This is a genomic window from Sphingomonas sp. Leaf407 (assembly GCF_001425385.1).
GTDB lineage: Bacteria > Pseudomonadota > Alphaproteobacteria > Sphingomonadales > Sphingomonadaceae > Sphingomonas.
Map to the genome: position 1 here is coordinate 298,393 of NZ_LMQO01000005.1, position 20,764 is coordinate 319,156.

Below are 20,764 nucleotides of genomic sequence, written 5' to 3' on the forward strand. Positions count from 1 at the left end.
TGGCAGGTAAGCCGCACTCGGCGACGAAGCAAGTTACGCCAGCCTGTCTGCCCTATTCACGGGCTGTTCAATGCGTTGCCGCTATGTCACGCCCCATGACGATGGTCGTTCGGTTCCTTGTGGCGGGGTTGATGGCGGTATCGGGGGTCGCGCAGGCGATGCCCGACCAACTGTTGCGCGACCATCAGGCCGCCCGGACCGCGCGCGCGCAGGGCCGCATCCTGCCGCTGCGAGAGATCGAGGGCCGCGTCGTGCCGCAGATGCGCGGTGCGCAATATCTCGGCTTCGACTACGACCCCGACCGGGGCATTTACACGCTCAAGTTCCTGCGCGATGGCGCGGTGATCTGGGTCGATGTCGATGCCCGTACCGGCCAGGTCGTCGGCCGCAGCCGTTAACATAAGGGAGAGAAGCCGATGCGCGTCCTGATCGTCGAGGATGAACCGAATCTCGGCCGCCAGTTGCGCGCCACGCTGGAGGGCGCGGGCTATGCCATCGACCTCGCGACCGATGGCGAGGAGGGGCATTTCCTCGGCAGCACCGAAACCTATGACGCGATCATCCTCGATCTGGGGCTGCCTGAGGTCGACGGGCTGACCGTGCTCGATCGCTGGCGCAAGGAAGGGCGGACCGCCCCGGTGCTGGTGCTGACCGCGCGCGATAGCTGGTCGGACAAGGTCGCCGGACTCGATGCCGGAGCCGACGACTATGTCGCCAAGCCGTTCCAGACCGAGGAACTGATCGCGCGTCTCCGCGCGCTGATCCGCCGCGCCTCGGGCAACGCTTCGGCCGAACTGACCGCTGGTGACATCCGCCTCGACACGCGCTCGGGTAAGGTGACGAAGGCGGGCGAGCCGGTGAAGCTGACCGCGCAGGAATACAAGCTGCTCAGCTACCTGCTCCACCATAAGGGCAAGGTCGTCAGCCGCACCGAACTGATCGAACATATCTACGATCAGGACTTCGACCGCGATTCGAACACGATCGAGGTATTCGTGACCCGCATCCGCAAGAAGCTGGGCGCCGACGTCATCACCACCATCCGCGGGCTCGGCTACAGCCTCGACGAACCCGGCGCGCCCAAGCCCGCCGGCGCGGAAGCCTGACGCGACGCCCATGACCAAAGCAAGCGATCCTGCCTCCCGTGCCGCCGACTCGCGCGGCTATGTGCAGGTGACGGGATCGCTGTCGCGGCGGATGATCGTCATCGCCGCCTGCTGGATCATGCTGCTGCTGGCCGGGGGCGGCTTCGCGCTCGACCGGGTGCTGACCGGCGCGATCACCCGCAACTTCGACGACCAGCTCGACTATATCCTGACCTCGCTGATCGTCTCGGCCGAGATCGACACCAGCGGGCAGGTGACGTTCAGCCGCCAGCTATCGGACCAGCGGTTCCTCGAACCCTATTCGGGCCTGTACTGGCAGGTGAGCGGCGAGGGGTTCGATCCGTTCCCGTCGCGCTCGCTGTGGGACCGGCGGCTGCCCGGCAATCCGGCCAAGATCGGCAACGACCTGCGTGTCTATGACGCCAAACCTTTCCCCGATCAGAAGCTGCGCATTGTCGAGCGCGACCTGACGCTGCCCGGATCGAACACCGTGTGGCGATTCCAGGTGGCCGAGGCGCGCGACCTGCTCGACCAGCAGATCAATGCCTTGCGCAAGACGCTGGTGCGTTCGTTCGCGCTGCTCGGGCTGGGGCTGATCGTGATGGCGGCGCTCCAGACATGGTATGGGCTGCTCCCCTTGCGCGCGGTGCGCGACGCCATTTCCAAGCTGCGCGCGGGACAGGCCGCACGGGTCGAGGGCAGCATGCCCGCCGAGGTCGCACCGCTGGTCGAGGAACTGAACGCGCTGGTCGAACACAACGACCGGCAGGCGGAGGAAGCCCGCCGCCATGCCGGCAATCTCGCCCATGCGCTGAAAACCCCGCTCACCGTCATCATGAACGCCTCTGCCGCCGGACAGGCCGACCTTGCCGACACGGTGATCCGCGAGGCGCGGACGATGCGGCGGCAGGTCGACCATCATTTGGCGCGCGCCCGCGCGGTCGGGCGGCGCGGATCGGCGCACAGCCGCGCCGAGGTCTGGACCTCGGTCGAGGCGGTCGAGCGCGCGGTGGCGCGGCTCTATCCCAACGTCCGCATCGACGTGGACGGCCAAAAGGACCTGATCGCGCGGATCGAGCGGCAGGACCTCGACGAAATCCTCGGCAACCTCGTCGAGAACGCCGCCAAATATGGCGGGGGCAGCGTGTTCGTCACTGTCCGCGCCGATGCCGGTTTCGTCGAACTGCTGGTCGAGGATGACGGGCGCGGCATCCCTGCCGCCGACCGGCAGCGCATCTTCGATCGCGGCGTCCGGCTCGATTCGGGCAAGCCCGGCACCGGCCTCGGCCTCGCGATCGTGCGCGACGTCGCCGAAATCTACGAAGGCACCGCCTCGCTCGAGGAGAGCGAGGATCTGGGCGGACTGCTCGTCCGGCTCCGGCTACCCGCCGCCTGATCCGCTACAGGTCGTGCATAGCCTCCGCCGCGATGGTGGCGCTGCGCTTGCGTGCCGCGGGATCGAACATCGCGCCGGTCACGATCACCTCGTCGACCTGCGTACGGTCAATAAACGCCGCCAAGCCGGCTCGCACCGTCTCCGGCCCACCGATCGCCGAGCATTCGAGGACGTGGTTCAGGATGTTGTTGCCCTGTACCCCGATCTGCGCGCGATAGCCGGCGACCGGCGGCGGCAGTTCGATCGACTTGCCGGTGCGGATCGCGACGAACATCTGTTCGGTCGAACTGGCGAGGAGCCGCGCTTCGTCGTCGCTGTCGGCCGCCAGCACGTTGAAGGCGGCTGCCGCATAGGGTTTGTCGAGTATGGCGGACGGGCGGAAGTTGCGGCGATATGCTTCCAGTGCCTGATCGAGCGCGGCGGGGGCGAAGTGCGACGCGAACGCATAGGGCAGCCCCAGCATCGCCGCGAGCTGCGCCCCGAACAGTGACGACCCCAATATCCAGAGGTCGACCTTCGCTCCTGCGCCGGGCACCGCGCGGATGCCGGTGCGACCATCGTCCGCAAAATAGCTTTGCAGTTCGACCACATCCTGCGGAAAGGCGTTGGGATCGGTTTCCAGTGTCCGGCGCAATGCGCGGGCGACGATCTGGTCCGATCCCGGCGCGCGGCCCAGCCCCAGATCGATCCGGCCGGGATAGAGCGCATCCAGCGTCCCGAACTGTTCGGCGATCGTCAGCGGCGCATGATTGGGCAGCATGATCCCGCCCGCGCCGACCCGAATGGTCTTGGTCGCAGCGGCGATATGGCCGATCACCACGGCGGTCGCGGCGCTGGCGATGCCGGCCATGCCGTGATGTTCCGCCACCCAGTAACGGTAATAGCCGAGCGCTTCGGCATGGGCGGCAAGGTCGGCGGCCTGCGCCATGGCCTGCGCCGGGGTGCCACCTGCACGGATCGGCACGAGATCGAGCATCGAATAACGGGTCATTCGAGATAGATGGGAGGTGGGTTGCGGATTGCTACCGAAGCAAGGCTTGGCCGGTTGAAAGCAACGATCGTTCGTGGGCGGCGGGGGGTAGTGAAAGCCGTCTTCCGGTCCGGCCTCAGACCAGCAACTCGCCCCGCATCACCGTCACGCACCCGCCGCCCAGCACCGCCCGCTCGCCCGCCAGCGTGACCGTCAGATGCCCGCCGCGCGCACTCGCCTGAAACGCGGTGAAATGCTCGCGTCCCAGCCGCTCCGCCCAGAAGGGGGCGAGCGCGGCATGCGCCGATCCCGTCACCGGGTCCTCGTCCACGCCCCATGTGGGCACGAACACCCGGCTGACGACATCGGCGACGTCGCCGGGAGCGGTAATGATGGCCATCACGCCGCAGGCCGCCAGCGCGCGCATGTCGGGCGCGCAACCGCGCACCGCCGCCGCATCGGGCAACAGGATGATGCTGGTGGCCTGCGCGCCGCTGATGCTGGCGAACACCTCGCCCTCGCACCCCAGCGCCGCCAGCAGCGCCGGATCGGGCGCGGCGGCAACCCGCGTCACCGGCAGGTCGAGCGTATAGCCCGCGCCATCGCGCGCGACGGTCAGCACGCCCGCCTTGCGCGTGGCGAAACGAACCTCGTCGCGCTCGCCGATCAGCACATGGCCGCTCGCCAGCGTCGCATGGCCGCACATCGCAATCTCGACGGTCGGGGTGAACCAGCGCAGGTCGTAGTCGGCGTCGGCATCGTCGGTCGCCACGGCGAAGGCGGTTTCCGACAGATTATGCTCGGCGGCGATGTCACGCAGCAACGCATCGTCGGGCCATGCCGTCAACACCATCACCGCCGCCGGATTGCCGGTGAACGGGCGGTCGGCAAAGGCGTCGACCACGGTGAAGGGCAATGTCATCCGTAATTTCCGATGCGCTTGCCGAACCAGTGCGGCGTCACATCAGCCTCGACCAGCGGATTGTCGGTATCGACATGGCCTTCGGGGTCGAGGTGGATCAGGACCTCGACCTTGGGGAACGCCCGACGCAGTGCCCGCTCGACATTTTCGACCACGTCGTGCGCATCGGCGACGGTCATGTCGCGCGCGACCTCCATGTGGAATTGCGCGAAGTCGTGGCTGCCCGATCGGCGGGTGCGAAAGTCGTGAATGCCGCGTAAGCCCTCCTGCCGCGCCGCCACATCGAGAAAGGCGCGGCGTTCGTCCTCGGGCCATTCCTTGTCCATCAACTGGTCGATCGCCTGGCTCGACGCCTGGAACGCGCCCCAACCGAGCCACAGCGCGATCAGGATGCCCATCACCGGATCGGCCCCGCGCACTCCGAACACCTGATCGAGCACCATCGCGATGATGACCGCGAGGTTGAGCAGCAGATCGCTCTGGTAATGGACGTTGTCGGCGCGGATCGCGACCGATCCGGTACGGGCGATGATCGATTTCTGATACGCCAGCAGCGCGAAGGTCGCGATCATCGCGATCACCGATACGCCGATGCCGAACTCGACGTCCTGTGTTTCGCCGGGTGCGCCGAAGGCGGCGATCGCGCGCCAGCCGATGCCCGCTGCCGACGCGGTGATGAGCATCACTTGGAACAGCGCGGCCAGCGCCTCCGCCTTGCCATGGCCGAAGCGGTGGTCATGGTCCGCCGGCGTCGCCGCCAGTCGCACCCCGTAGAGCGTGACGAGCGACGCGAGCAGGTCGAGCGCGGTGTCGGCCAGACTGCCGAGCATCGCGACCGACCCGGTATGCCATGCGGCAAAGCCTTTCAGCCCCAGCAGGAACAGCGCCATCGTCACCGATGCGATGGCGGCCCGCGTGGCGAGCGGAATCACCCGCTTGCGCTCGGTCTCGGTCATGGGAACAGCAAACCCTCGCGCCAGCCATCGCCGTCGCGAGTGAACAGCCGGCGTTCGTGCAGGCGATGCGCCCGGTCCTGCCAGAACTCGATTCGCTCCGGCGTCACGCGATAGCCGCCCCAAAACGGCGGGCGCGGCACGTCGCGTCCCTCGAATCGTGCCTGCACCTCATCGAACCGTGCCTCGAAGGTCGCGCGCGCATCGAGCGGACGCGACTGGTCCGATGCCCATGCGCCCAGTTGCGAGTCGCGCCCGCGCGAGGCGAAATAGGCATCCGACTCGGCATCGCTGGCCAGCGCAACCGGCCCTTCGATGCGGATCTGCCGCCGCAGCGATTTCCAGTGGAAGAGCAGCGCGACATGCGGATTGGCCGCCAGATCGCCCGCCTTGCGGCCCTCGCGATTGGTGTAGAACACGAACCCGTCGGGGCCATGGCCCTTGAGCAGCACCATCCGCACCGAAGGATGGCCGGCGGCATCGGCGGTCGCCAGCGCCATGGCATTGGGGTCGTTCGGTTCCGAAGCGCGGGCTTCGGCGAACCAGTCGTCGAACAGGGCGAAGGGGTCGGTCATGCCGGCCCCTTACGCCCTTTTCGCCTCGATTTCATCCCGCCCGTTCGGCGAGCGTGCGCTCCCAGCCGAGCGCGTCGGCGACGATCTGGTCGAGATCGGCATGCGCCGGCCGCCACGGCAATTTGGCGAGGATCGCGCTATTGTCGGCGATCAGCGCGTCGGGATCGCCCGCGCGGCGACCCTCCAGCCGCCGGTCGATCGTCTGATTGGTCGCGCGGTCGACCGCGTCGAGCACTTCGAGCACCGAATAGCCCCGGCCATAGCCCGCGTTCATCGTGTGGCTCTGGCTTGGATCGGCGACGAGCAGGTCGAGCGCATGGACGTGCGCGTCGGCCAAGTCGCTGACATGGATATAGTCGCGTACCCCGGTGCCGTCGGGTGTCGCGAAGTCGGTGCCATAGACGCCGACATGGGTACGCTTGCCCGTCGCCGCCTCGACCGCGACCTTGATGAGATGCGTCGCCCCCGCCGTCGACTGGCCGCTGCGGCCCTTGGGGTCGGCACCCGCCACGTTGAAATAGCGCAGCGCGGCATAGTTGATCGGATGCGCGGCGGCGACGTCGGCCAGCATCATCTCGGTCATCAGCTTCGACATGCCATAGGGGTTGATCGGGCGCTTGGGCGAATCCTCGCGCACCGGCACGACCTCGGGGATGCCATAGGTCGCGGCGGTCGAGGAGAAGATGAAATGCTTCACCCCTTCGGCGACCGCGCTCTCGATCAGGCTGCGCGAGGCGGCGGTGTTGTTGCGGTAATATTTGAGCGGATCGCTGACCGATTCGGGCACCACGACCGATCCGGCGAAATGCAGGATGGCGTACACGCCGTGCTCGCGGATCGCGGCGCGCACCGCCGCGTCGTCGGCGATGTCGGCGACGACCAGCGAGGCGCGCGAATCGACCGCCCAGTCGAAGCCGGTGACGAGATTGTCGACCACCACCACCTCATGCCCCGCATCCAGCAGCGCCAGCACGGCATGGCTGCCGATATAGCCCGCACCGCCCGTCACCAGAACCTTGCCGTTCGCCATTGCGTTTCCGTCCCCGATTGTACCGGCGCAGCGCGCGCCTACATGGCTCTCTGTACGAAGGAGAGTATCCCATGGCTACCGAAGTCGCGACGTTCGCGGGCGGATGTTTCTGGTGCGTCGAAGCGGTGTTCCGCGACGTGATCGGCGTCGAGAAGGTCGAAAGCGGCTATATCGGCGGCACGACCGAACACCCGACCTACAAGCAGGTATGCGGTGGTGACACCGGTCATGCCGAAGCGATCCGGGTGACGTTCGACCCCCAAGTGGTCGGCTATCACGATCTGCTCGACATCTTTTTTGCGACTCATGATCCGACGCAGCTCAACCGCCAAGGCAACGACATCGGCACGCAATATCGCTCGGCGATCTTCCCGCACGATGCGGATCAGGAAGCCGAGGCGCGTGCGGGAATCGAGCGGGCGGGTGAGGGACGTGGCAAGATCGTCACCACCATCGAACCGCTGACGACCTGGTATCCGGCCGAGGACTATCACCAGGAATATTGGGAAGGCGAAGGCCAGCGCAATCCGTACTGCCTCGCGATCATTCCGCCCAAGTTGCAGAAGCTGCGCAAGAGCTTCGCCGCCCGGTCGCGCACCACGACCGACGCATAGGCGTTTCAAAGTTTTGCAAGGGTCGTGCCAGTTCCGGCGCGACCCTTGTCTGTATCGAGTGGAGTTGCTACGCCCGGATCGGCCGGCAGGGGGCGGTGTGATGGGGGCGATGACCGACTCGGCGGAGCAGCGACGGCGTCTGGACGCGATCGATGCCTATCGTCTGAACTGCGCATGGCATGATCCGGCACAGGACGATCTGGTTCTGCTGGCGGCCGACGCCTGCGCCGCGCCGGTGGCGCTGGTCACCCTGATCGAAACCGAACGGCAGCGGTTCTTGGCGCGGACCGGGACCGATCTCGACGGGACGCCGATCGATTACGCGCTGTGCATCCATGCGCTGCATTCGTCCGATCTCGTCGAAATCCGCGATCTGGCCGCCGATCCGCGGACGTGCGCCAACCCGATCGTCACCGATGGACCGCAGGTCCGCTTCTATGCCGGAGTGCCGCTGCGGGTCGGCGACGACAAAACGGCGATCGGAACGCTTTGCGTGCTCGACACGGTTCCCCGGCCCGACGGCCTGACCGCCGCGCAGGCCGACACGCTCCGCCGTCTGGCGCGGCAGGTGGTGACGACGCTGGACCTGCGCCGTTCGCTGGCCGAACGCGACGCGGCGCTTGCCCGGATCGTCGCCACCGAACGGCGTCTGTCGAGCGAGGAGCGCCGCTGGCAGCATCTGTTCGAAAATATCGGCGACGGCTTCGCGCTAGGCGAAGTGATCCGCGACACGGGCGGAAAGGTCGTCGACTGGCGCTATCTCGATGCCAATCCGGCATGGTTCGCGCTGTCGGGCTTCGATCGCGCGACGATGCTGGCGCGTACCGGCCGCACGCTGGACGTCAGCGCCCCCGCGCACTGGACGCACGATCTCGACCGGTTGCTGGCCGATGGCAAGCCGGTCGGCTTCGTCCACCATGCGCCATCGCGCGGGCGCTGGTTCCGTGGACGCTGCTTTCGTATCGAGGGCGACCGGTTCGGGGTGATCCTTCACGATACGACCGAGGAGCTGGCGGCGGCGGCACGCCAGGCGGCGCTTATCCGTCTTGGCGACGCGCTGCGCGACTGTCACGACATCGCCGATGTCACCCGGGCCGCGACGACGATGGTCGCCGAAACACTGGGACTGGTGCGAGCGGCGTTTGGCCGGATCGACTCGACGACGACGTTCATCGACGTCGGCCCCGGCTGGAGCGCGCCGGGAGTGTCGGAGATCACTGGCCGGCACCGGCTCGCCGATTTCGGGCCGCTGTGTGATCCTCTGACCCAGAGCGACGCGATCGCTATCGACGACGTCCGGCTCGATTCGCGTAGCATGCCGTATCTGGCGATGCTCGAATCGATCCAGGTCGGAGCGTTGGTGAAGATGCCGGTACGCCGCGACGGGCGGGTCGTTGCGATCCTCATGGCGCATCACGCGACTGCGCGCCACTGGACGCCCGAGGAACTGGGGTTTCTGCGCAAGGTCGCCGACCGGGTCGAGGTGGGCGTGGCGCAGGTCGAATCGGAGAAGCAGCAGAGCCTGTTGATCCACGAACTGGCGCACCGGTTGAAGAACACCCTGTCGATGGTGCAGGCGATCGCCTCGCAGACGCTGCGCGGGCTGGTCGATCGTGCCCCGCTCGATGCGTTCGAAAAGCGGTTGCAGGCGCTGGGCATCGCGCACGACGTGCTGGTCGATCGCGACTGGGTCGGCGCGGACCTGCGGTCGACCGTGCGGCAGGTGATCGCGGTGTTCGGCTGTGACGACCGGATCTCGCTGGGCGGACCGGATGTGGCGCTGGGCGCCCGTGCCGCGCTGGGACTGGCGCTGATCCTCCACGAACTGGGGACTAATGCGGTCAAATATGGTGCGCTGTCGAACGCAACCGGCCGTGTCGTGCTGACGTGGCAGGTCGAGGACGAGGTGTTGACGCTGATCTGGCAGGAACAAGGGGGTCCGGCGGTGACGTGTCCTGCCCGGCGCGGTTTCGGCACGAAACTGCTGGGACTGGGACTGGCGGGAACCGGTGGCAGCACGATCGCCTATGAACCGGATGGCGTTCGGGCCGAGATGCGGGCGACGCTCGGCGAACTTACCGGCGGCTGACCATCATGCCATAGGAAACGGGCCGCCCCATCAGGAGCGGCCCGCGTTGAACCCGGTGGGTTCGCTCGGTGCTTAGCGCACCGCACCACGACGAACGAGATTCACGATCGCCAGCAGCACGACCGCGCCGATCAGCGAATAGACGAAGCTCATCACGGTGATGCCGTTGTTGATGTTGGTTCCGGTGACGAAACCGGCGATCACCGCACCCACGATGCCGACGATGACGTTCAGGAGGATACCCTGCTGTGCGTCAGTCCGCATGATGATGCTGGCCAGCCAGCCCACGACGCCACCTACGATAAGCCAGATGATGAATCCCATGGTCCGTCCCTCCATTTGATGCCGCGCCACAGTAAGTATTCGTACCGGGCGTACTGAGGGAAAGACTCTTGATGGGCTGGCTTGTTCCGCTCCCGTTTTGAGCGAGGTTTCAATATTTTCGCTGCTGCCGGTCGTAAAGCGACCGATAGTGCTGGATTCGGGTGACGCGCAGTCCCGGCATGCCCGACCGGTCGACCGCACGCTGCCAACTGGCGAACTCTTCCGCCGACAGATTGTAGCGATCGCACACGTCGTCGATGCTGAGCAATCCGCCGTTCACCGCCGCGACGACCTCCGCCTTGCGCCGCACCACCCAGCGAGTCGTTTCGGGCGGGGGCAGCGAATCGACCGTCAGCGGCTCGCCGAGCGGACCGATCACTTTTGCCGGACGGATTTTCTGGTTCTCAATCATACTGGACCTCGAACGGGGTGGCGGTGCCCCGGGAAACCTGTTGTCGCGGTCATACGCGGTTGCCTTTAAACATGGTTTAAATCGGTTAGGTAAATATCGTATTCATTCGCAGTCCCTTGCCTGCCGTGGTGCGACGGGCGGGTCCCACGGCGCGACGGATGACGCGAGCAATGCCGCCGTCCAGCCATCGAACGCCCCGTCGGCGGGATGCAGCAATGATACCGGCGCGCGTTTCCACGCCAGCCGTGTCTGCAACCGCGCCGTCTGGCTGGCTGCCTGGCGTCCGGTCACGGCCGCCAGCAATACCGCCAGATCGGTCGGCAGTACCGTGATCGCGGTGCCACGATCGAAGCGGGCGAAACTCAGATCCAAACCAACCGTCCCAACCAACGTCCTTTAGAAACAGCGTCATGCGCCCACAGTGTTGAAGGTCCGGTAAATATCGTCATTTTTTGCAACTGATCGCGCAAGCGCCTATCTGACGCGCGATGACCGCCGCAGATTTTCAACTCGACCCGCCCCTTGCCGCGCGCCGAATCGTTGTCGCCATGTCGGGCGGCGTCGACAGTTCGGTCGTCGCCGCGCTTGCCCATGCGACCGGCGCGGAGACGATCGGCGTCACGCTGCAACTTTACGATCACGGTGCGGCGGTGGGACGTGCCGGATCGTGCTGTGCCGGGCGCGACATTCGCGATGCCCGCGCGGTCTGCGACCGGCTGGGCATCGCGCATTACGTGTTCGATCACGAGACGAGCTTTCGCGAGACGGTGATCGACGATTTCGCCGATGCCTATCTTGCCGGACGCACCCCGATCCCTTGCGTGAAATGCAACATGGGACCGAAGTTCACCGATCTGTTCGCGCTCGCGCGCGATTTGGGCGCGGACTGCCTTGCCACCGGCCATTACATCCGCCGGGTAGTGGGGCCTGCGGGCGCCGAACTGCACCGCGCGGTCGATCCGGCGCGCGACCAGAGCTATTTCCTGTTCGCCACGACCCAGCACCAGCTCGATTTCCTGCGATTTCCGCTGGGCGGCATGCCCAAGGCGCGGGTGCGCGAGATCGCCGCCGAACTGGGCCTTGGCGTCGCCGGCAAGCCCGACAGCCAGGACATCTGCTTCGTCCCCGACGGCGACTATGCCGGGCTGGTCCGCAAACTCCGCCCGGAAGCGAACGACGGCGGCGACATCGTCGACCTTGAGGGCCAAGTGCTCGGGCGTCACGGCGGCCTTGTCGGCTATACCGTCGGCCAGCGGCGCGGGCTCGAGATCGGCGGGCTTGCCGAACCGCTCTATGTCGTGCGGCTGGAGCCGGAGACGAAGCGGCTGGTCGTCGGCCCGCGCCGCGCGCTGGCGGTGGGCGGGGCGCTGTTGTCCGACATCAACTGGATCGGCGGCGATCATGTCGGGCCGCTGACCGCCAAGGTGCGTTCGATGGCCAAGCCCGTCCCCGCCGAACTGCACGGCGACCAATTGGTGTTCGACGCGCCCGAATATGGCGTCGCGCCGGGGCAGGCGGCGGTGCTCTATGCCGGCGACCGGGTGCTCGGCGGCGGCTGGATCGAGCGGACGCAAGCGGCTTGAGCTTGCCGCGCGGGCCGCTGCCGCCTAAGGCCCGCGTCCGATGCTGCCCGCGCTCGCCCATGTCCGTGACTGGATTTTCGACCTCGACAACACGCTGTATCCGGCGTCGTGCAACCTGTTCGCCGAGATCGAGGCACGCATGGGGCAGTATATCTGCGACCTGCTCGACTGCGACCCGCAGGAAGCGCGCCGGGTCCAGAAGATGCACTTCCATGCCCACGGCACCAGCCTGTCGGGGTTGATGACCGAGCATCAGGTCGATCCGCACCACTTTCTGAACTTCGTGCATGACATCGATCTGTCGCCGCTGGTGCCCGACCCCGATCTGCCGCGCCTGCTGGCCGGGCTACCGGGGCGCAAGCTGATCTTCACCAACGGCGACATCGACTATGCTGGCCGGGTGCTCGACAAGCTCGGCCTGTCGGACAGTTTCGCCGGCATCCACGACATTCATGCCACCGCCTATCACCCCAAGCCGCATGTCCGCGCCTATGAAGGGCTGTGCGCCGCATGGGAGATCGACCCCGCCCAGGCGCTGTTCGCCGAGGACATGGCGCGCAACCTCGTGCCGGCCAAGGCGGCGGGGATGACGACCTTGTGGGTCGACAACGGTTCCGAACAGGGGCCGGTCGAGGCCTACGACCATATCGATTACACCACGCACGATCTCGTCGCGTGGCTACGCTTCGTGGAGGAATCATGACCGACCTTGCCGCCCAGATCGATGCCGCGTGGGACGCCCGCGCCGACTTGACCGTCCATACGCAGGGCGAGGTGCGCGAGGCGGTCGACGCGGCGCTGGCGCTGCTCGATTCGGGCGAGGCGCGCGTCGCCGAACCGGTCGAGGGCGGCTGGCAGGTCAACCAGTGGCTCAAGAAGGCGGTGCTGCTCTCGTTCCGGCTGAACGACAACCAGATCATGGACGGCCCCGGCGGCACCAACTGGTTCGACAAGGTGCCGAGCAAGTTCACCGGCTGGGGCGAGCATCGTTTCCGCGAGGCGGGCTTCCGCGCGGTGCCGGGCAGCATCGTGCGGCGCGGCGCGTTCGTCGGCAAGGGTGCGATCCTGATGCCGAGCTTCGTCAACATCGGCGCCTATGTCGGTGAAGGCACGATGGTCGATACCTGGGCGACGGTCGGGTCGTGCGCGCAGATCGGCAAGAACGTTCATCTGTCGGGCGGTGCCGGCATCGGCGGCGTGCTCGAACCGTTGCAGGCCGATCCGGTCATCATTGGCGACGGTGCGTTCATCGGTGCCCGCGCCGAAGTGGCTGAAGGCGTCCGGGTGGGCGAGGGCGCGGTCCTGTCGATGGGGGTCTATCTGGGTGCCTCGACCAAGATCATCGATCGCGCGACCGGCGAAGTGTTTCGTGGCGAAGTGCCGCCCTATGCGGTGGTTGTGCCCGGATCGATCGGTGGCGGCGACGGCAAGCCCGCGCTCTACTGCGCGGTGATCGTCAAGCGGGTCGATGCGCAGACCCGGTCCAAGACCAGCATCAACGACCTGTTGCGGGATTGACCGGGGCGGCGGGGGCGGGGGACCACGTCGCATCGACCGGCTTCTCGGTCGCCAGCGACTTCGCCACCGCCTCCGCCCGCGCCAGCACGCGCAGCACATTGCCCTGCGCCAGCGCGGCGAGATCGGCATTGCTCCAGCCGCGCCGTGCCAGTTCGGCGAACAGCAGCGGATAGCCGTCGACCCCCTGCATCCCTTCGGGACCGGTGCCCGAAATGCCGTCATAGTCGCCGCCGATGCCGACATGCGCCCGGCCCGCGATCCGGGCGATATGCTCGACATGGTCGGCCATCGTCGCCGCCGTCACGCGTGGCGCGGGATTGGCGGCTTCCCATGCCGTGAGGGCAGCCGGTGCCCGCGCGCCATAGCGGTTGGTCGGCAGCCCCTGCGTCTTGGCATAGGCGCTGCGGGCATTGTCCCATGCGTTCCACTGCGCCGACAGGAAAGCCGGATAGGCGTTGACCATCACCACGCCGCCGTTCCGCCCGATCGCGGCGAGCAGCGCGTCGGGAATATTGCGCGGCCGGTCGGCCAATGCGCGCGCGTTGGAGTGCGACGCGATCACCGGCGCCTTGCTCACCGCCAGCACCGCCGCCATCGTCGCGTCGGACACATGCGCGACATCGACCAGCATCCCCAGCCGGTTCATCTCCGCCACCACCTGTCGACCGAATCCGGTCAGCCCGTTCGCCTGTGGGGCGTCGGTCGAACTGTCGGCCCAGCCGACGCTCTTGCCGTGCGTCAGCGTCATGTAGCGCACGCCCAGCACGCGATATTGCCGCAGCACCGACAGCCGCCCGTCGATCTGGTGCCCGCCCTCCACGCCGATCAGCGACGCGATCCGGCCGCTCCGGGCGATTCGCGCCATGTCGGCGGCATCCGTCGCCAGCGCCATCCGGGTCGGGTTCGCGGCGATCATCCGCCGGACGATGTCGATCTGCTCGATCGTCGTTTCCACCGCCTGCGGTCCGGTGGTCGTCGCCGGAATCCACACCGACCAGAATTGCCCGCCGACATGGCCCCGGGCGAGCCGGGCGAGATCGGTCTGGAGCGGGGGATCGATCCGGCTTGTATCGGCGGTCAGGTCGACCGATTCAACAGCCGCGCCATGTCCGTCACGCAATTCCCACGGCAGGTCGTTGTGCCCGTCGATGATCGGGTGTCGCGCCAGTACCCGTTCGGCTCGCGCCACATCGGCAGGGGTCGGGGCGGTGGCTTGCACAGCCAGCAGCAGCAGGGGAGCGAACATCATGGCGTCAGGCTACCGTGCGGCCATGCGGCACGACAAGCGCTTTACCCCAGGTGGTACGCCGTGCTTTGGTCACGGAAACCCTGTTGGGGAGGCCGTTCGATGTTTGCGCTGCTGTTGATCGCCCTTGGCCAGACCGCCGTCCCGCCGCCCGAACGGTTCTCGATCCTCGTCGATCCCTGTGCATCGCAGCGGCGCCATTCGCAGGACGACGAAATTCTGGTGTGCGGCGAACAGGCACGCGATCCGCGTATTCCGATTCCCGCCGAACGTACGCCGCCCGACCGGCCGCTCGCGTCGAACCCCTATACCGATGGTGCCGGAGCGATGGCCGCCGCCGCACCGCCCTGCGCCACCTTGTCGCAGGGCTGCACCACCGGCGTCGACATGATCGGCGGCGGCGTGTTCCTCGTCCGCGCGCTGGGCAAGCTGATCGATCCGAATAGCTGCTGCGAGGAGCCGGGCGAATACAAGGACGTCGGCAAGTTGATCGGCGATGTCATGCGTGGCGCGAAGCGCGGCCCGTCGAAGGCCGAACGTGCCAAGCGGGTGGCGATCCCGCTCGATCCGGCGGTGCCTTTGCCGGTGGCGGTTCCGGGAGGGACGACGCGGGAGTAAATCCCGCGTCGTCGGCCGTCGCCGTTGTATGCGCTACGGCTTCACCGTCGCGCACCGGCGCGTAGCTCCGCTACGTGCCTTACAACTTCGCGGTGATCTCCGGCACCAGCGTGAACAGGTCGCCCACCAGCCCGACATCGGCGACCTGGAAGATCGGCGCATCCTCGTCCTTGTTGATCGCGACGATGACCTTGCTGTCCTTCATCCCCGCCAGATGCTGGATCGCGCCCGAGATGCCGACCGCGATATAGACTTCGGGGGCGACGATCTTGCCGGTCTGGCCGACCTGATAGTCGTTGGGCGCATAGCCCGCATCCACCGCCGCGCGGCTGGCACCGACCGCCGCGTTCAGCTTGTCGGCCAGCGGATCGATCAGTGCATGGAACTGCTCTTCCGATCCGAGCGCGCGACCGCCCGAGACGATGATCTTGGCGCTGGTCAGCTCGGGCCGTTCCGATGCCGCAATCTCCGAACCGACGAAGCTCGACACGCCCTTGTCCCCGGTCGAGCCGACGGCCTCGACGCTGGCCGATCCGCCGGTCGCTTCCGCCTTGTCGAACGCCGTGCCGCGCACCGTCAGCACCAGCTTGGGATCGCTGGTCCTGACCGTCGCGATCGCGTTGCCGGCATAGATCGGGCGGGTGAAGCTGTCCGGTCCCTCGACCGACAGGATTTCGCTGATCTGCATCACGTCGAGCAACGCGGCAACGCGCGGCGCGATGTTCTTGCCGGTGGTGGTCGCCGCCGTGACGAAGGCGTCGTGGCTGCCCATCAGCTCGACGACCAGCGGCGCGACGTTCTCAGCCAGATTGTGGGCGAAGGCGGCATCGTCGGCAACCAGCACCCGGGCGACACCGGCGATCTGCGCTGCGGCCTGCGCGACGCTGTCGACCCCCTGACCCGCGACCAGCAGATCGACGTCGCCCAGCTTCGCGGCGGCGGTAACGGCGGCGAAGGTGGCGTCCTTGACGACCGAACCGTCGTGTTCGACCCAAACCAGCGTCTTCATGCGACCACTCCCAGCGTCTTGAGCTTGGCTACCAGTTCGTCGGCATCGGCGACCTTGACGCCCGCCTGCCGCTTGGCCGGTTCCTCGACCTTCACCGTCGTCAGCCGCGGGGTCACGTCGACGCCGTAATCGGCGGCGGTCTTGGCCGCCAACGGCTTGGACTTGGCCTTCATGATGTTGGGCAGCGAGGCATAGCGCGGCTCGTTGAGGCGCAGGTCGGTGGTGACGATCGCCGGCAGCGTGAGCGCGACCGTCTCCAGCCCGCCGTCCACTTCGCGGGTAACGTTCACGCTGTCGCCCGACACCTCGACTTTGCTGGCGAAGGTCCCCTGGGCATAGCCAGTGAGCGCCGCCAACATCTGCCCGGTCTGGTTGTTATCGTCGTCGATCGCTTGTTTGCCGAGAATCACCAGACCCGGCTGCTCCTCGTCGACCACCGCCTTCAGCAGCTTGGCGACGCCCAGCGGTTCGACTTTCGTCTCGCTGGTGATGAGGATCGCGCGGTCGGCACCCATCGCCAGCGCGGTGCGCAGCGTGTCCTGCGACTTCTGCTCGCCGATCGAGACGACGACGATCTCGGTCGCCACGCCCTTTTCCTTCAGGCGGATCGCTTCCTCAACCGCGATCTCGTCGAACGGGTTCATGCTCATCTTGACGTTGGCGAGGTCGACCCCGCTTCCGTCGGCCTTCACGCGGGGCTTCACATTATAGTCAAGCACGCGCTTGACCGGCACCAGCACCTTCATGGGCACTCCCTCTCAAAATTCTTGCACGGCGACGTCGGCGGTTTCTGTGGCGGTACTGCGTGGTTTTCGCAAGTCCGGTACGGAAAGGCCGGGTCGCGGGTGCGACAGGCGGCGACCCTAGACCGAATCACCTTGCCACCCAACGAAAAAGGGCCCGGACGTTTCCGCCCGGACCCCTTTCGGTTCGCTTGCGCGCGAAGGCGATCAGGCCGCCTTCTGCACTTCCGCCACGATCTTCTTGGCGGCGTCGCCAAGGTCGTTGGCCGGAACGATCGCCAGACCCGAATTGGCGAGGATGTCCTTGCCGGCCTGCACGTTGGTCCCTTCCAGGCGGACGACCAGCGGCACCGACAAATTCACTTCCTTCGCGGCGGCGACGATGCCCTCGGCGATGATGTCGCACTTCATGATGCCGCCGAAGATGTTGACGAGGATGCCCTTCACCGCCGGATCGGCGAGAATGATCTTGAACGCCGCCGTCACTTTCTCCTTGTTGGCGCCGCCGCCCACGTCGAGGAAGTTGGCCGGGAACATGCCGTTCAGCTTGATGATGTCCATCGTCGCCATGGCAAGGCCGGCGCCGTTGACCATGCAGCCGATGTCGCCGTCGAGCTTGATGTAGGCGAGGTCGTATTTCGACGCCTCCAGCTCCATCGCATCCTCTTCGGTCGTGTCGCGCAGTTCCATCAGGTCCTTGTGACGGAACATGGCGTTGCCGTCGAAGGCGACCTTGGCGTCGAGCACGACCAACTGGCCTTCCTCGGTGACGGCCAGCGGGTTGATCTCGATCTGCTCGGCATCGGTGCCGAGGAACGCATCGTACAGCTTCGACGCGACGCTGGCGGCCTGCTTGGCAAGGTCGCCCTTCAGTTCGAGCGCGGCGGCGACGGCGCGGCCGTGGTGCGGCTGGAACCCGGTCGCCGGATCAATGTCGATCGAATGGATCTTCTCGGGCGTGTCATGCGCCACGGTTTCGATGTCCATGCCGCCTTCGGTCGAGGCGACCATCGAGACGCGGCCGGTCGCACGGTTGACGAGCAGCGCGAGGTAGAATTCCTGCGCGATGTTCGCGCCGTCGGTCACGTACAGGCGGTTGACCTGCTTGCCGGCGTCGCCGGTCTGGATCGTGACCAGCGTGTTGCCGAGCATGTCGGTGGCGTGCGCGCGGACTTCGTCGAGGTTCCACGCGAGACGGACACCGCCCTTGGCGTCGGGGGCCAGTTCCTTGAACTTGCCCTTGCCGCGCCCGCCGGCGTGAATCTGCGACTTGACGACATACAGCGGCCCGGGGAGCTTGCCGGCGGCCTCGACGGCTTCGTCGACGGTGAGCGCGGCGAACCCCTGCGGGACCGGCACGCCGAACTTCGCCAGCAGTTCCTTGGCCTGATATTCGTGAATGTTCATGACGTTGCCTTCCGCCTCTCGGGTGGTTGTACGCAAGTTTGCGAAGTTGACGCGCGTAAAGCACATGCGCGCAGGCGAATCCAGTCCGAAAGCGCATTAATGCAATTGCGTCGCAAATGCTTTAACCGAGACGCCAGTTGTGGACGCGGCAACGGGCGGTGGTGGCGCGGACCCGTTGCGCCACATTGGCGGGAAGATCGCGTGCGATCGCTGCCTGCGCTTCGGCGAGCGTCCGCGGACGGTCGGCGGCATAGCCGTCGGGCGATGCCCGAAGTCTGACAACCACCGCGTCGCGGAACGCCTTTTCTTCCACCGGAGTCAGCGCATCATAGGTGCGTTCGGCGATGCAGTTGGCGAAGCGCTCGGGCAGGCTGTGCAACAGCCACGACTGCAACTTCTGTTCGTCGGTCGGCTGACACCCAGCCAGCAAAGCCATCGCGAACAAGGTCGCTGTCACCCTCGCGCTTTTCATGGGGCGAGGCTATATCGCCGCCATGCACTGGGCAATCGGTATCCTGATCTTCGTCGCGACCGTGATCTTCATGGAAGGGTTCGCCTATGTCGCGCACCGCTGGCTGATGCACGGGCCGGGCTGGTTCCTTCACGCCAGCCACCATGCGCCCCGCCATGGTAACTGGGAGTGGAACGACCTGTACGCCGCGATCTTCGCGGTGCCGTCGATCGTGCTATTGCTGGGCGGGGTGCAATGGGGCTGGTGGCCGGGCACGATCTGGATCGGCGCGGGGATCGCCGCCTATGGGGCGATCTATTTCGGGTTCCATGACGTGATCGTCCACCGCCGGCTCAGCCATCGTTATCTGCCCAGGTCGTCCTATATGAAGCGGATCATCTCCGCGCACCGGCTGCACCATGTCGTCGAAACGAAGCACGGCACGGTCAGCTTCGGTTTCCTGTGGGCCCCGAAGCCTGAGGACCTCAAGGCGACGTTGAAGGCGCGCGGAAACGCCGGGGTGCGCGCGCCGACCGCCGTCACCCGCGATCCGGTCGAGCATCCGTGACGCCCGGGGGGTGGCAGGCACGCGCACTGTCGTGGCTGCTGGCGGTGTTCGCTACACTGGCGATGGTCGGCGCGGTCGCCACCATGTCGACCAACACGCCTGGCGGCATGGCCGATGGGGGCGGGCAGGCAAGCCGCAGCGATGGCCCGCAGGCGGTCGACTCACGCGCCGCTGCACCCGAAGCTGACACTCCCGCCCCGTTCACCACCGGTGCGCCGCGCGAGTTGACCCCCGAGCAACGTACCGCCCGGGTTCAGGCCGATGCGTTGCACGACATCGCCGGTTGGCTGGCGGCGCTGACCTATGCGGTATTGGCGCTGGTCGCGGTGATGGCGGTCGGCGTGCTGGCGCTGTTCCGTATCGCGCAGATGCGGGGCGACGCGGTCCGTTGATCGTCGATCCATGGTTCTATGCGCTGGCGATCCCCGCCGTCGCCTCGCAGGGGCTGGCCAAGGGCGGGTTCGCCGGAGTCGGTTCGCTCGCCATGCCGATGCTGGCGCTGGCGATCGATCCGGTACAGGCCGCCGCGATCCTGTTGCCGATCCTGATCGTGCAGGATGTGGTGGGGGTATGGGCGTTCCGTCGGACGTTCGACGCGCATGTCCTGTTGTGGATGCTGCCCGGCGCGGCGGTGGGAATCGCGCTGGGCTATGGCTTTGCGACCATGGTGCAACCTTCGGCGGTGCTGGCGGCGGTGGGGAGCATCTCGATCCTGTTCGGCGGCTGGCGGCTGTGGACCGAGCGGCACGGCGTACCGGTCGCCTCCGCCTCGCCCGGCTGGGTCGGCAGCCTGTTCGGGGTGCTGTCGGGCATCACCAGCCAGATCGCCCATGCCGGGCAGCCACCGTTCCAGCTCTGGGTCTTGCCCCGCCGCCTGCCGCGCGACGTGCTGGTGGGGACGACCGCGATCTTCTTCTGCGCGGTCAACTGGTTGAAGGTGCCCGCCTATCTGGCGCTGGGGCAGTTCACGCGGACCAATCTGCTGACCTCGGCCGCATTGCTGCCGGTGGCGATCGCGACGACCTTCGTCGGCGTGTGGCTGGTACGGCGGGTGTCGGCCGAGCGGTTCTACCGGGTGATCTACTGGCTGATGATCGCGGTAGGGGTGAAGTTGTTGTGGGACGGGGTGGTGTGACCCACCCGTGCCGGGTGCGACGGGACGCATCGGTTTTTCGCCGAGAGGAAAGTCGTTCGGCGATGTGCCGCAACTGATCCGGTCGATGATTATGG

Annotated in this window: 25 protein-coding genes; 12 read left to right on the top strand and 13 right to left on the bottom strand. The window is 66.7% G+C overall.

Translation table 11 applies throughout. The features are described from left to right. Positions 1–101 precede the first annotated feature (101 nt). From ASG37_RS15490 to ASG37_RS15500, 3 genes are read left to right on the top strand one after another with little or no spacing between them, the layout of a single operon-like run. Positions 102–398 (top strand): hypothetical protein, encoded by a 297-nt coding sequence (locus ASG37_RS15490; RefSeq protein WP_414887101.1) that lies wholly within the window; start codon positions 102–104, stop codon positions 396–398. A gap of 18 nt (positions 399–416) precedes the next feature. After that, the gene (locus tag ASG37_RS15495; protein WP_055762304.1) at positions 417–1,106 is read left to right on the top strand and encodes a response regulator transcription factor; all 690 of its coding nucleotides are present in this window, start codon (positions 417–419) and stop codon (positions 1,104–1,106) included. 10 nt (positions 1,107–1,116) lie between these two features. Then, positions 1,117–2,502 carry a sensor histidine kinase gene (locus ASG37_RS15500; RefSeq protein ID WP_055762307.1) on the top strand — a complete coding sequence of 462 codons (1,386 nt, stop codon included), beginning with the start codon at positions 1,117–1,119 and terminating at the stop codon, positions 2,500–2,502. A gap of 4 nt (positions 2,503–2,506) precedes the next feature. Here ASG37_RS15500 and ASG37_RS15505 read toward each other — a convergent pair whose 3' ends face one another. The 5 genes from ASG37_RS15505 to galE all read right to left on the bottom strand — a co-directional run bounded on the left by ASG37_RS15505 (position 2,507) and on the right by galE (position 6,952). After that, complete coding sequence (locus tag ASG37_RS15505) at positions 2,507–3,493, bottom strand: LLM class flavin-dependent oxidoreductase (RefSeq protein ID WP_055762310.1); 987 nt, start codon at positions 3,491–3,493, stop codon at positions 2,507–2,509. Positions 3,494–3,608: 115 nt separating this feature from the next. Continuing rightward, positions 3,609–4,394, bottom strand: a complete 786-nt coding sequence (locus ASG37_RS15510; protein WP_055762313.1) for a PhzF family phenazine biosynthesis protein — start codon at positions 4,392–4,394, stop codon at positions 3,609–3,611. Then, entirely contained in the window at positions 4,391–5,350 is a 960-nt protein-coding gene (locus ASG37_RS15515) for a cation diffusion facilitator family transporter (protein WP_055762316.1), read from the bottom strand. The genes ASG37_RS15510 and ASG37_RS15515 overlap by 4 nt, the downstream gene beginning before the upstream one ends. Next, positions 5,347–5,922, bottom strand: a complete 576-nt coding sequence (gene pdxH / locus ASG37_RS15520; protein WP_055762319.1) for a pyridoxamine 5'-phosphate oxidase — start codon at positions 5,920–5,922, stop codon at positions 5,347–5,349. The genes ASG37_RS15515 and pdxH overlap by 4 nt, the downstream gene beginning before the upstream one ends. Before the next feature lie 31 nt (positions 5,923–5,953). Beyond that, entirely contained in the window at positions 5,954–6,952 is a 999-nt protein-coding gene (gene galE, locus ASG37_RS15525; protein ID WP_055762322.1) for a UDP-glucose 4-epimerase GalE, read from the bottom strand. 71 nt (positions 6,953–7,023) lie between these two features. Here galE and msrA point away from each other — a divergent pair, with 71 nt between their 5' ends. Together msrA and ASG37_RS15535 are read left to right on the top strand one after the other, a co-directional pair. Continuing rightward, positions 7,024–7,566, top strand: a complete 543-nt coding sequence (gene msrA, locus ASG37_RS15530; RefSeq protein ID WP_055762325.1) for a peptide-methionine (S)-S-oxide reductase MsrA — start codon at positions 7,024–7,026, stop codon at positions 7,564–7,566. A 100-nt stretch (positions 7,567–7,666) separates the two neighbouring features. Beyond that, entirely contained in the window at positions 7,667–9,655 is a 1,989-nt protein-coding gene (locus ASG37_RS15535) for a GAF domain-containing protein (protein WP_055762328.1), read from the top strand. A gap of 72 nt (positions 9,656–9,727) precedes the next feature. Here ASG37_RS15535 and ASG37_RS15540 read toward each other — a convergent pair whose 3' ends face one another. The 3 genes from ASG37_RS15540 to ASG37_RS15550 all read right to left on the bottom strand — a co-directional run bounded on the left by ASG37_RS15540 (position 9,728) and on the right by ASG37_RS15550 (position 10,763). Then, positions 9,728–9,979 carry a GlsB/YeaQ/YmgE family stress response membrane protein gene (locus ASG37_RS15540; RefSeq protein ID WP_055762331.1) on the bottom strand — a complete coding sequence of 84 codons (252 nt, stop codon included), beginning with the start codon at positions 9,977–9,979 and terminating at the stop codon, positions 9,728–9,730. Positions 9,980–10,088: 109 nt separating this feature from the next. Further along, a complete protein-coding gene (locus ASG37_RS15545; protein WP_055762336.1) occupies positions 10,089–10,391 on the bottom strand; it encodes a DUF1153 domain-containing protein in 303 nt (100 codons plus the stop codon). A 102-nt stretch (positions 10,392–10,493) separates the two neighbouring features. Beyond that, complete coding sequence (locus tag ASG37_RS15550) at positions 10,494–10,763, bottom strand: hypothetical protein (RefSeq protein ID WP_082448549.1); 270 nt, start codon at positions 10,761–10,763, stop codon at positions 10,494–10,496. A gap of 116 nt (positions 10,764–10,879) precedes the next feature. On the opposite strand from ASG37_RS15550, the gene mnmA reads away from it, so the two are divergent. The 3 genes from mnmA to dapD are packed head-to-tail and all read left to right on the top strand — an operon-like array spanning position 10,880 to position 13,492. Continuing rightward, a complete protein-coding gene (gene mnmA, locus ASG37_RS15555; RefSeq protein WP_055762338.1) occupies positions 10,880–11,974 on the top strand; it encodes a tRNA 2-thiouridine(34) synthase MnmA in 1,095 nt (364 codons plus the stop codon). Between the two features lie 40 nt (positions 11,975–12,014). Continuing rightward, entirely contained in the window at positions 12,015–12,677 is a 663-nt protein-coding gene (locus tag ASG37_RS15560) for a pyrimidine 5'-nucleotidase (protein ID WP_055762341.1), read from the top strand. Then, entirely contained in the window at positions 12,674–13,492 is an 819-nt protein-coding gene (gene dapD / locus ASG37_RS15565; RefSeq protein WP_055762343.1) for a 2,3,4,5-tetrahydropyridine-2,6-dicarboxylate N-succinyltransferase, read from the top strand. Before ASG37_RS15560 ends, dapD begins: the two co-directional genes overlap by 4 nt. On the opposite strand, the gene ASG37_RS15570 is transcribed toward dapD, so the two are convergent. After that, the gene (locus tag ASG37_RS15570) at positions 13,470–14,741 is read right to left on the bottom strand and encodes a dipeptidase (RefSeq protein WP_055762346.1); all 1,272 of its coding nucleotides are present in this window, start codon (positions 14,739–14,741) and stop codon (positions 13,470–13,472) included. The genes dapD and ASG37_RS15570 overlap by 23 nt on opposite strands. A gap of 99 nt (positions 14,742–14,840) precedes the next feature. On the opposite strand from ASG37_RS15570, the gene ASG37_RS15575 reads away from it, so the two are divergent. Then, entirely contained in the window at positions 14,841–15,356 is a 516-nt protein-coding gene (locus ASG37_RS15575; protein WP_055762348.1) for a hypothetical protein, read from the top strand. Positions 15,357–15,435: 79 nt separating this feature from the next. Here ASG37_RS15575 and ASG37_RS15580 read toward each other — a convergent pair whose 3' ends face one another. From ASG37_RS15580 to ASG37_RS15595, 4 genes are all read right to left on the bottom strand, one after another. Then, positions 15,436–16,365, bottom strand: a complete 930-nt coding sequence (locus ASG37_RS15580) for an electron transfer flavoprotein subunit alpha/FixB family protein (protein WP_055762351.1) — start codon at positions 16,363–16,365, stop codon at positions 15,436–15,438. Next, positions 16,362–17,111, bottom strand: coding sequence for an electron transfer flavoprotein subunit beta/FixA family protein (locus tag ASG37_RS15585; protein ID WP_055762355.1), 750 nt, complete (start codon positions 17,109–17,111; stop codon positions 16,362–16,364). The genes ASG37_RS15580 and ASG37_RS15585 overlap by 4 nt, the downstream gene beginning before the upstream one ends. A 204-nt stretch (positions 17,112–17,315) precedes the next feature. Beyond that, positions 17,316–18,515, bottom strand: coding sequence for an ADP-forming succinate--CoA ligase subunit beta (sucC, locus tag ASG37_RS15590; protein ID WP_055762358.1), 1,200 nt, complete (start codon positions 18,513–18,515; stop codon positions 17,316–17,318). A 121-nt stretch (positions 18,516–18,636) separates the two neighbouring features. Next, a complete protein-coding gene (locus ASG37_RS15595; RefSeq protein ID WP_156349234.1) occupies positions 18,637–18,951 on the bottom strand; it encodes a hypothetical protein in 315 nt (104 codons plus the stop codon). Positions 18,952–19,009: 58 nt separating this feature from the next. On the opposite strand from ASG37_RS15595, the gene ASG37_RS15600 reads away from it, so the two are divergent. Genes ASG37_RS15600 through ASG37_RS15610 form a run of 3 tightly spaced genes read left to right on the top strand, consistent with a single transcriptional unit; the run spans position 19,010 to position 20,669 of the window. Continuing rightward, complete coding sequence (locus tag ASG37_RS15600) at positions 19,010–19,534, top strand: sterol desaturase family protein (RefSeq protein WP_055762509.1); 525 nt, start codon at positions 19,010–19,012, stop codon at positions 19,532–19,534. Further along, on the top strand, positions 19,531–19,926 hold the full coding sequence (locus ASG37_RS15605; protein ID WP_055762363.1) for a hypothetical protein: 396 nt from the start codon (positions 19,531–19,533) through the stop codon (positions 19,924–19,926). The genes ASG37_RS15600 and ASG37_RS15605 overlap by 4 nt, the downstream gene beginning before the upstream one ends. Next, on the top strand, positions 19,923–20,669 hold the full coding sequence (locus ASG37_RS15610; protein WP_055762366.1) for a sulfite exporter TauE/SafE family protein: 747 nt from the start codon (positions 19,923–19,925) through the stop codon (positions 20,667–20,669). The genes ASG37_RS15605 and ASG37_RS15610 overlap by 4 nt, the downstream gene beginning before the upstream one ends. Positions 20,670–20,764: the final 95 nt, after the last annotated feature.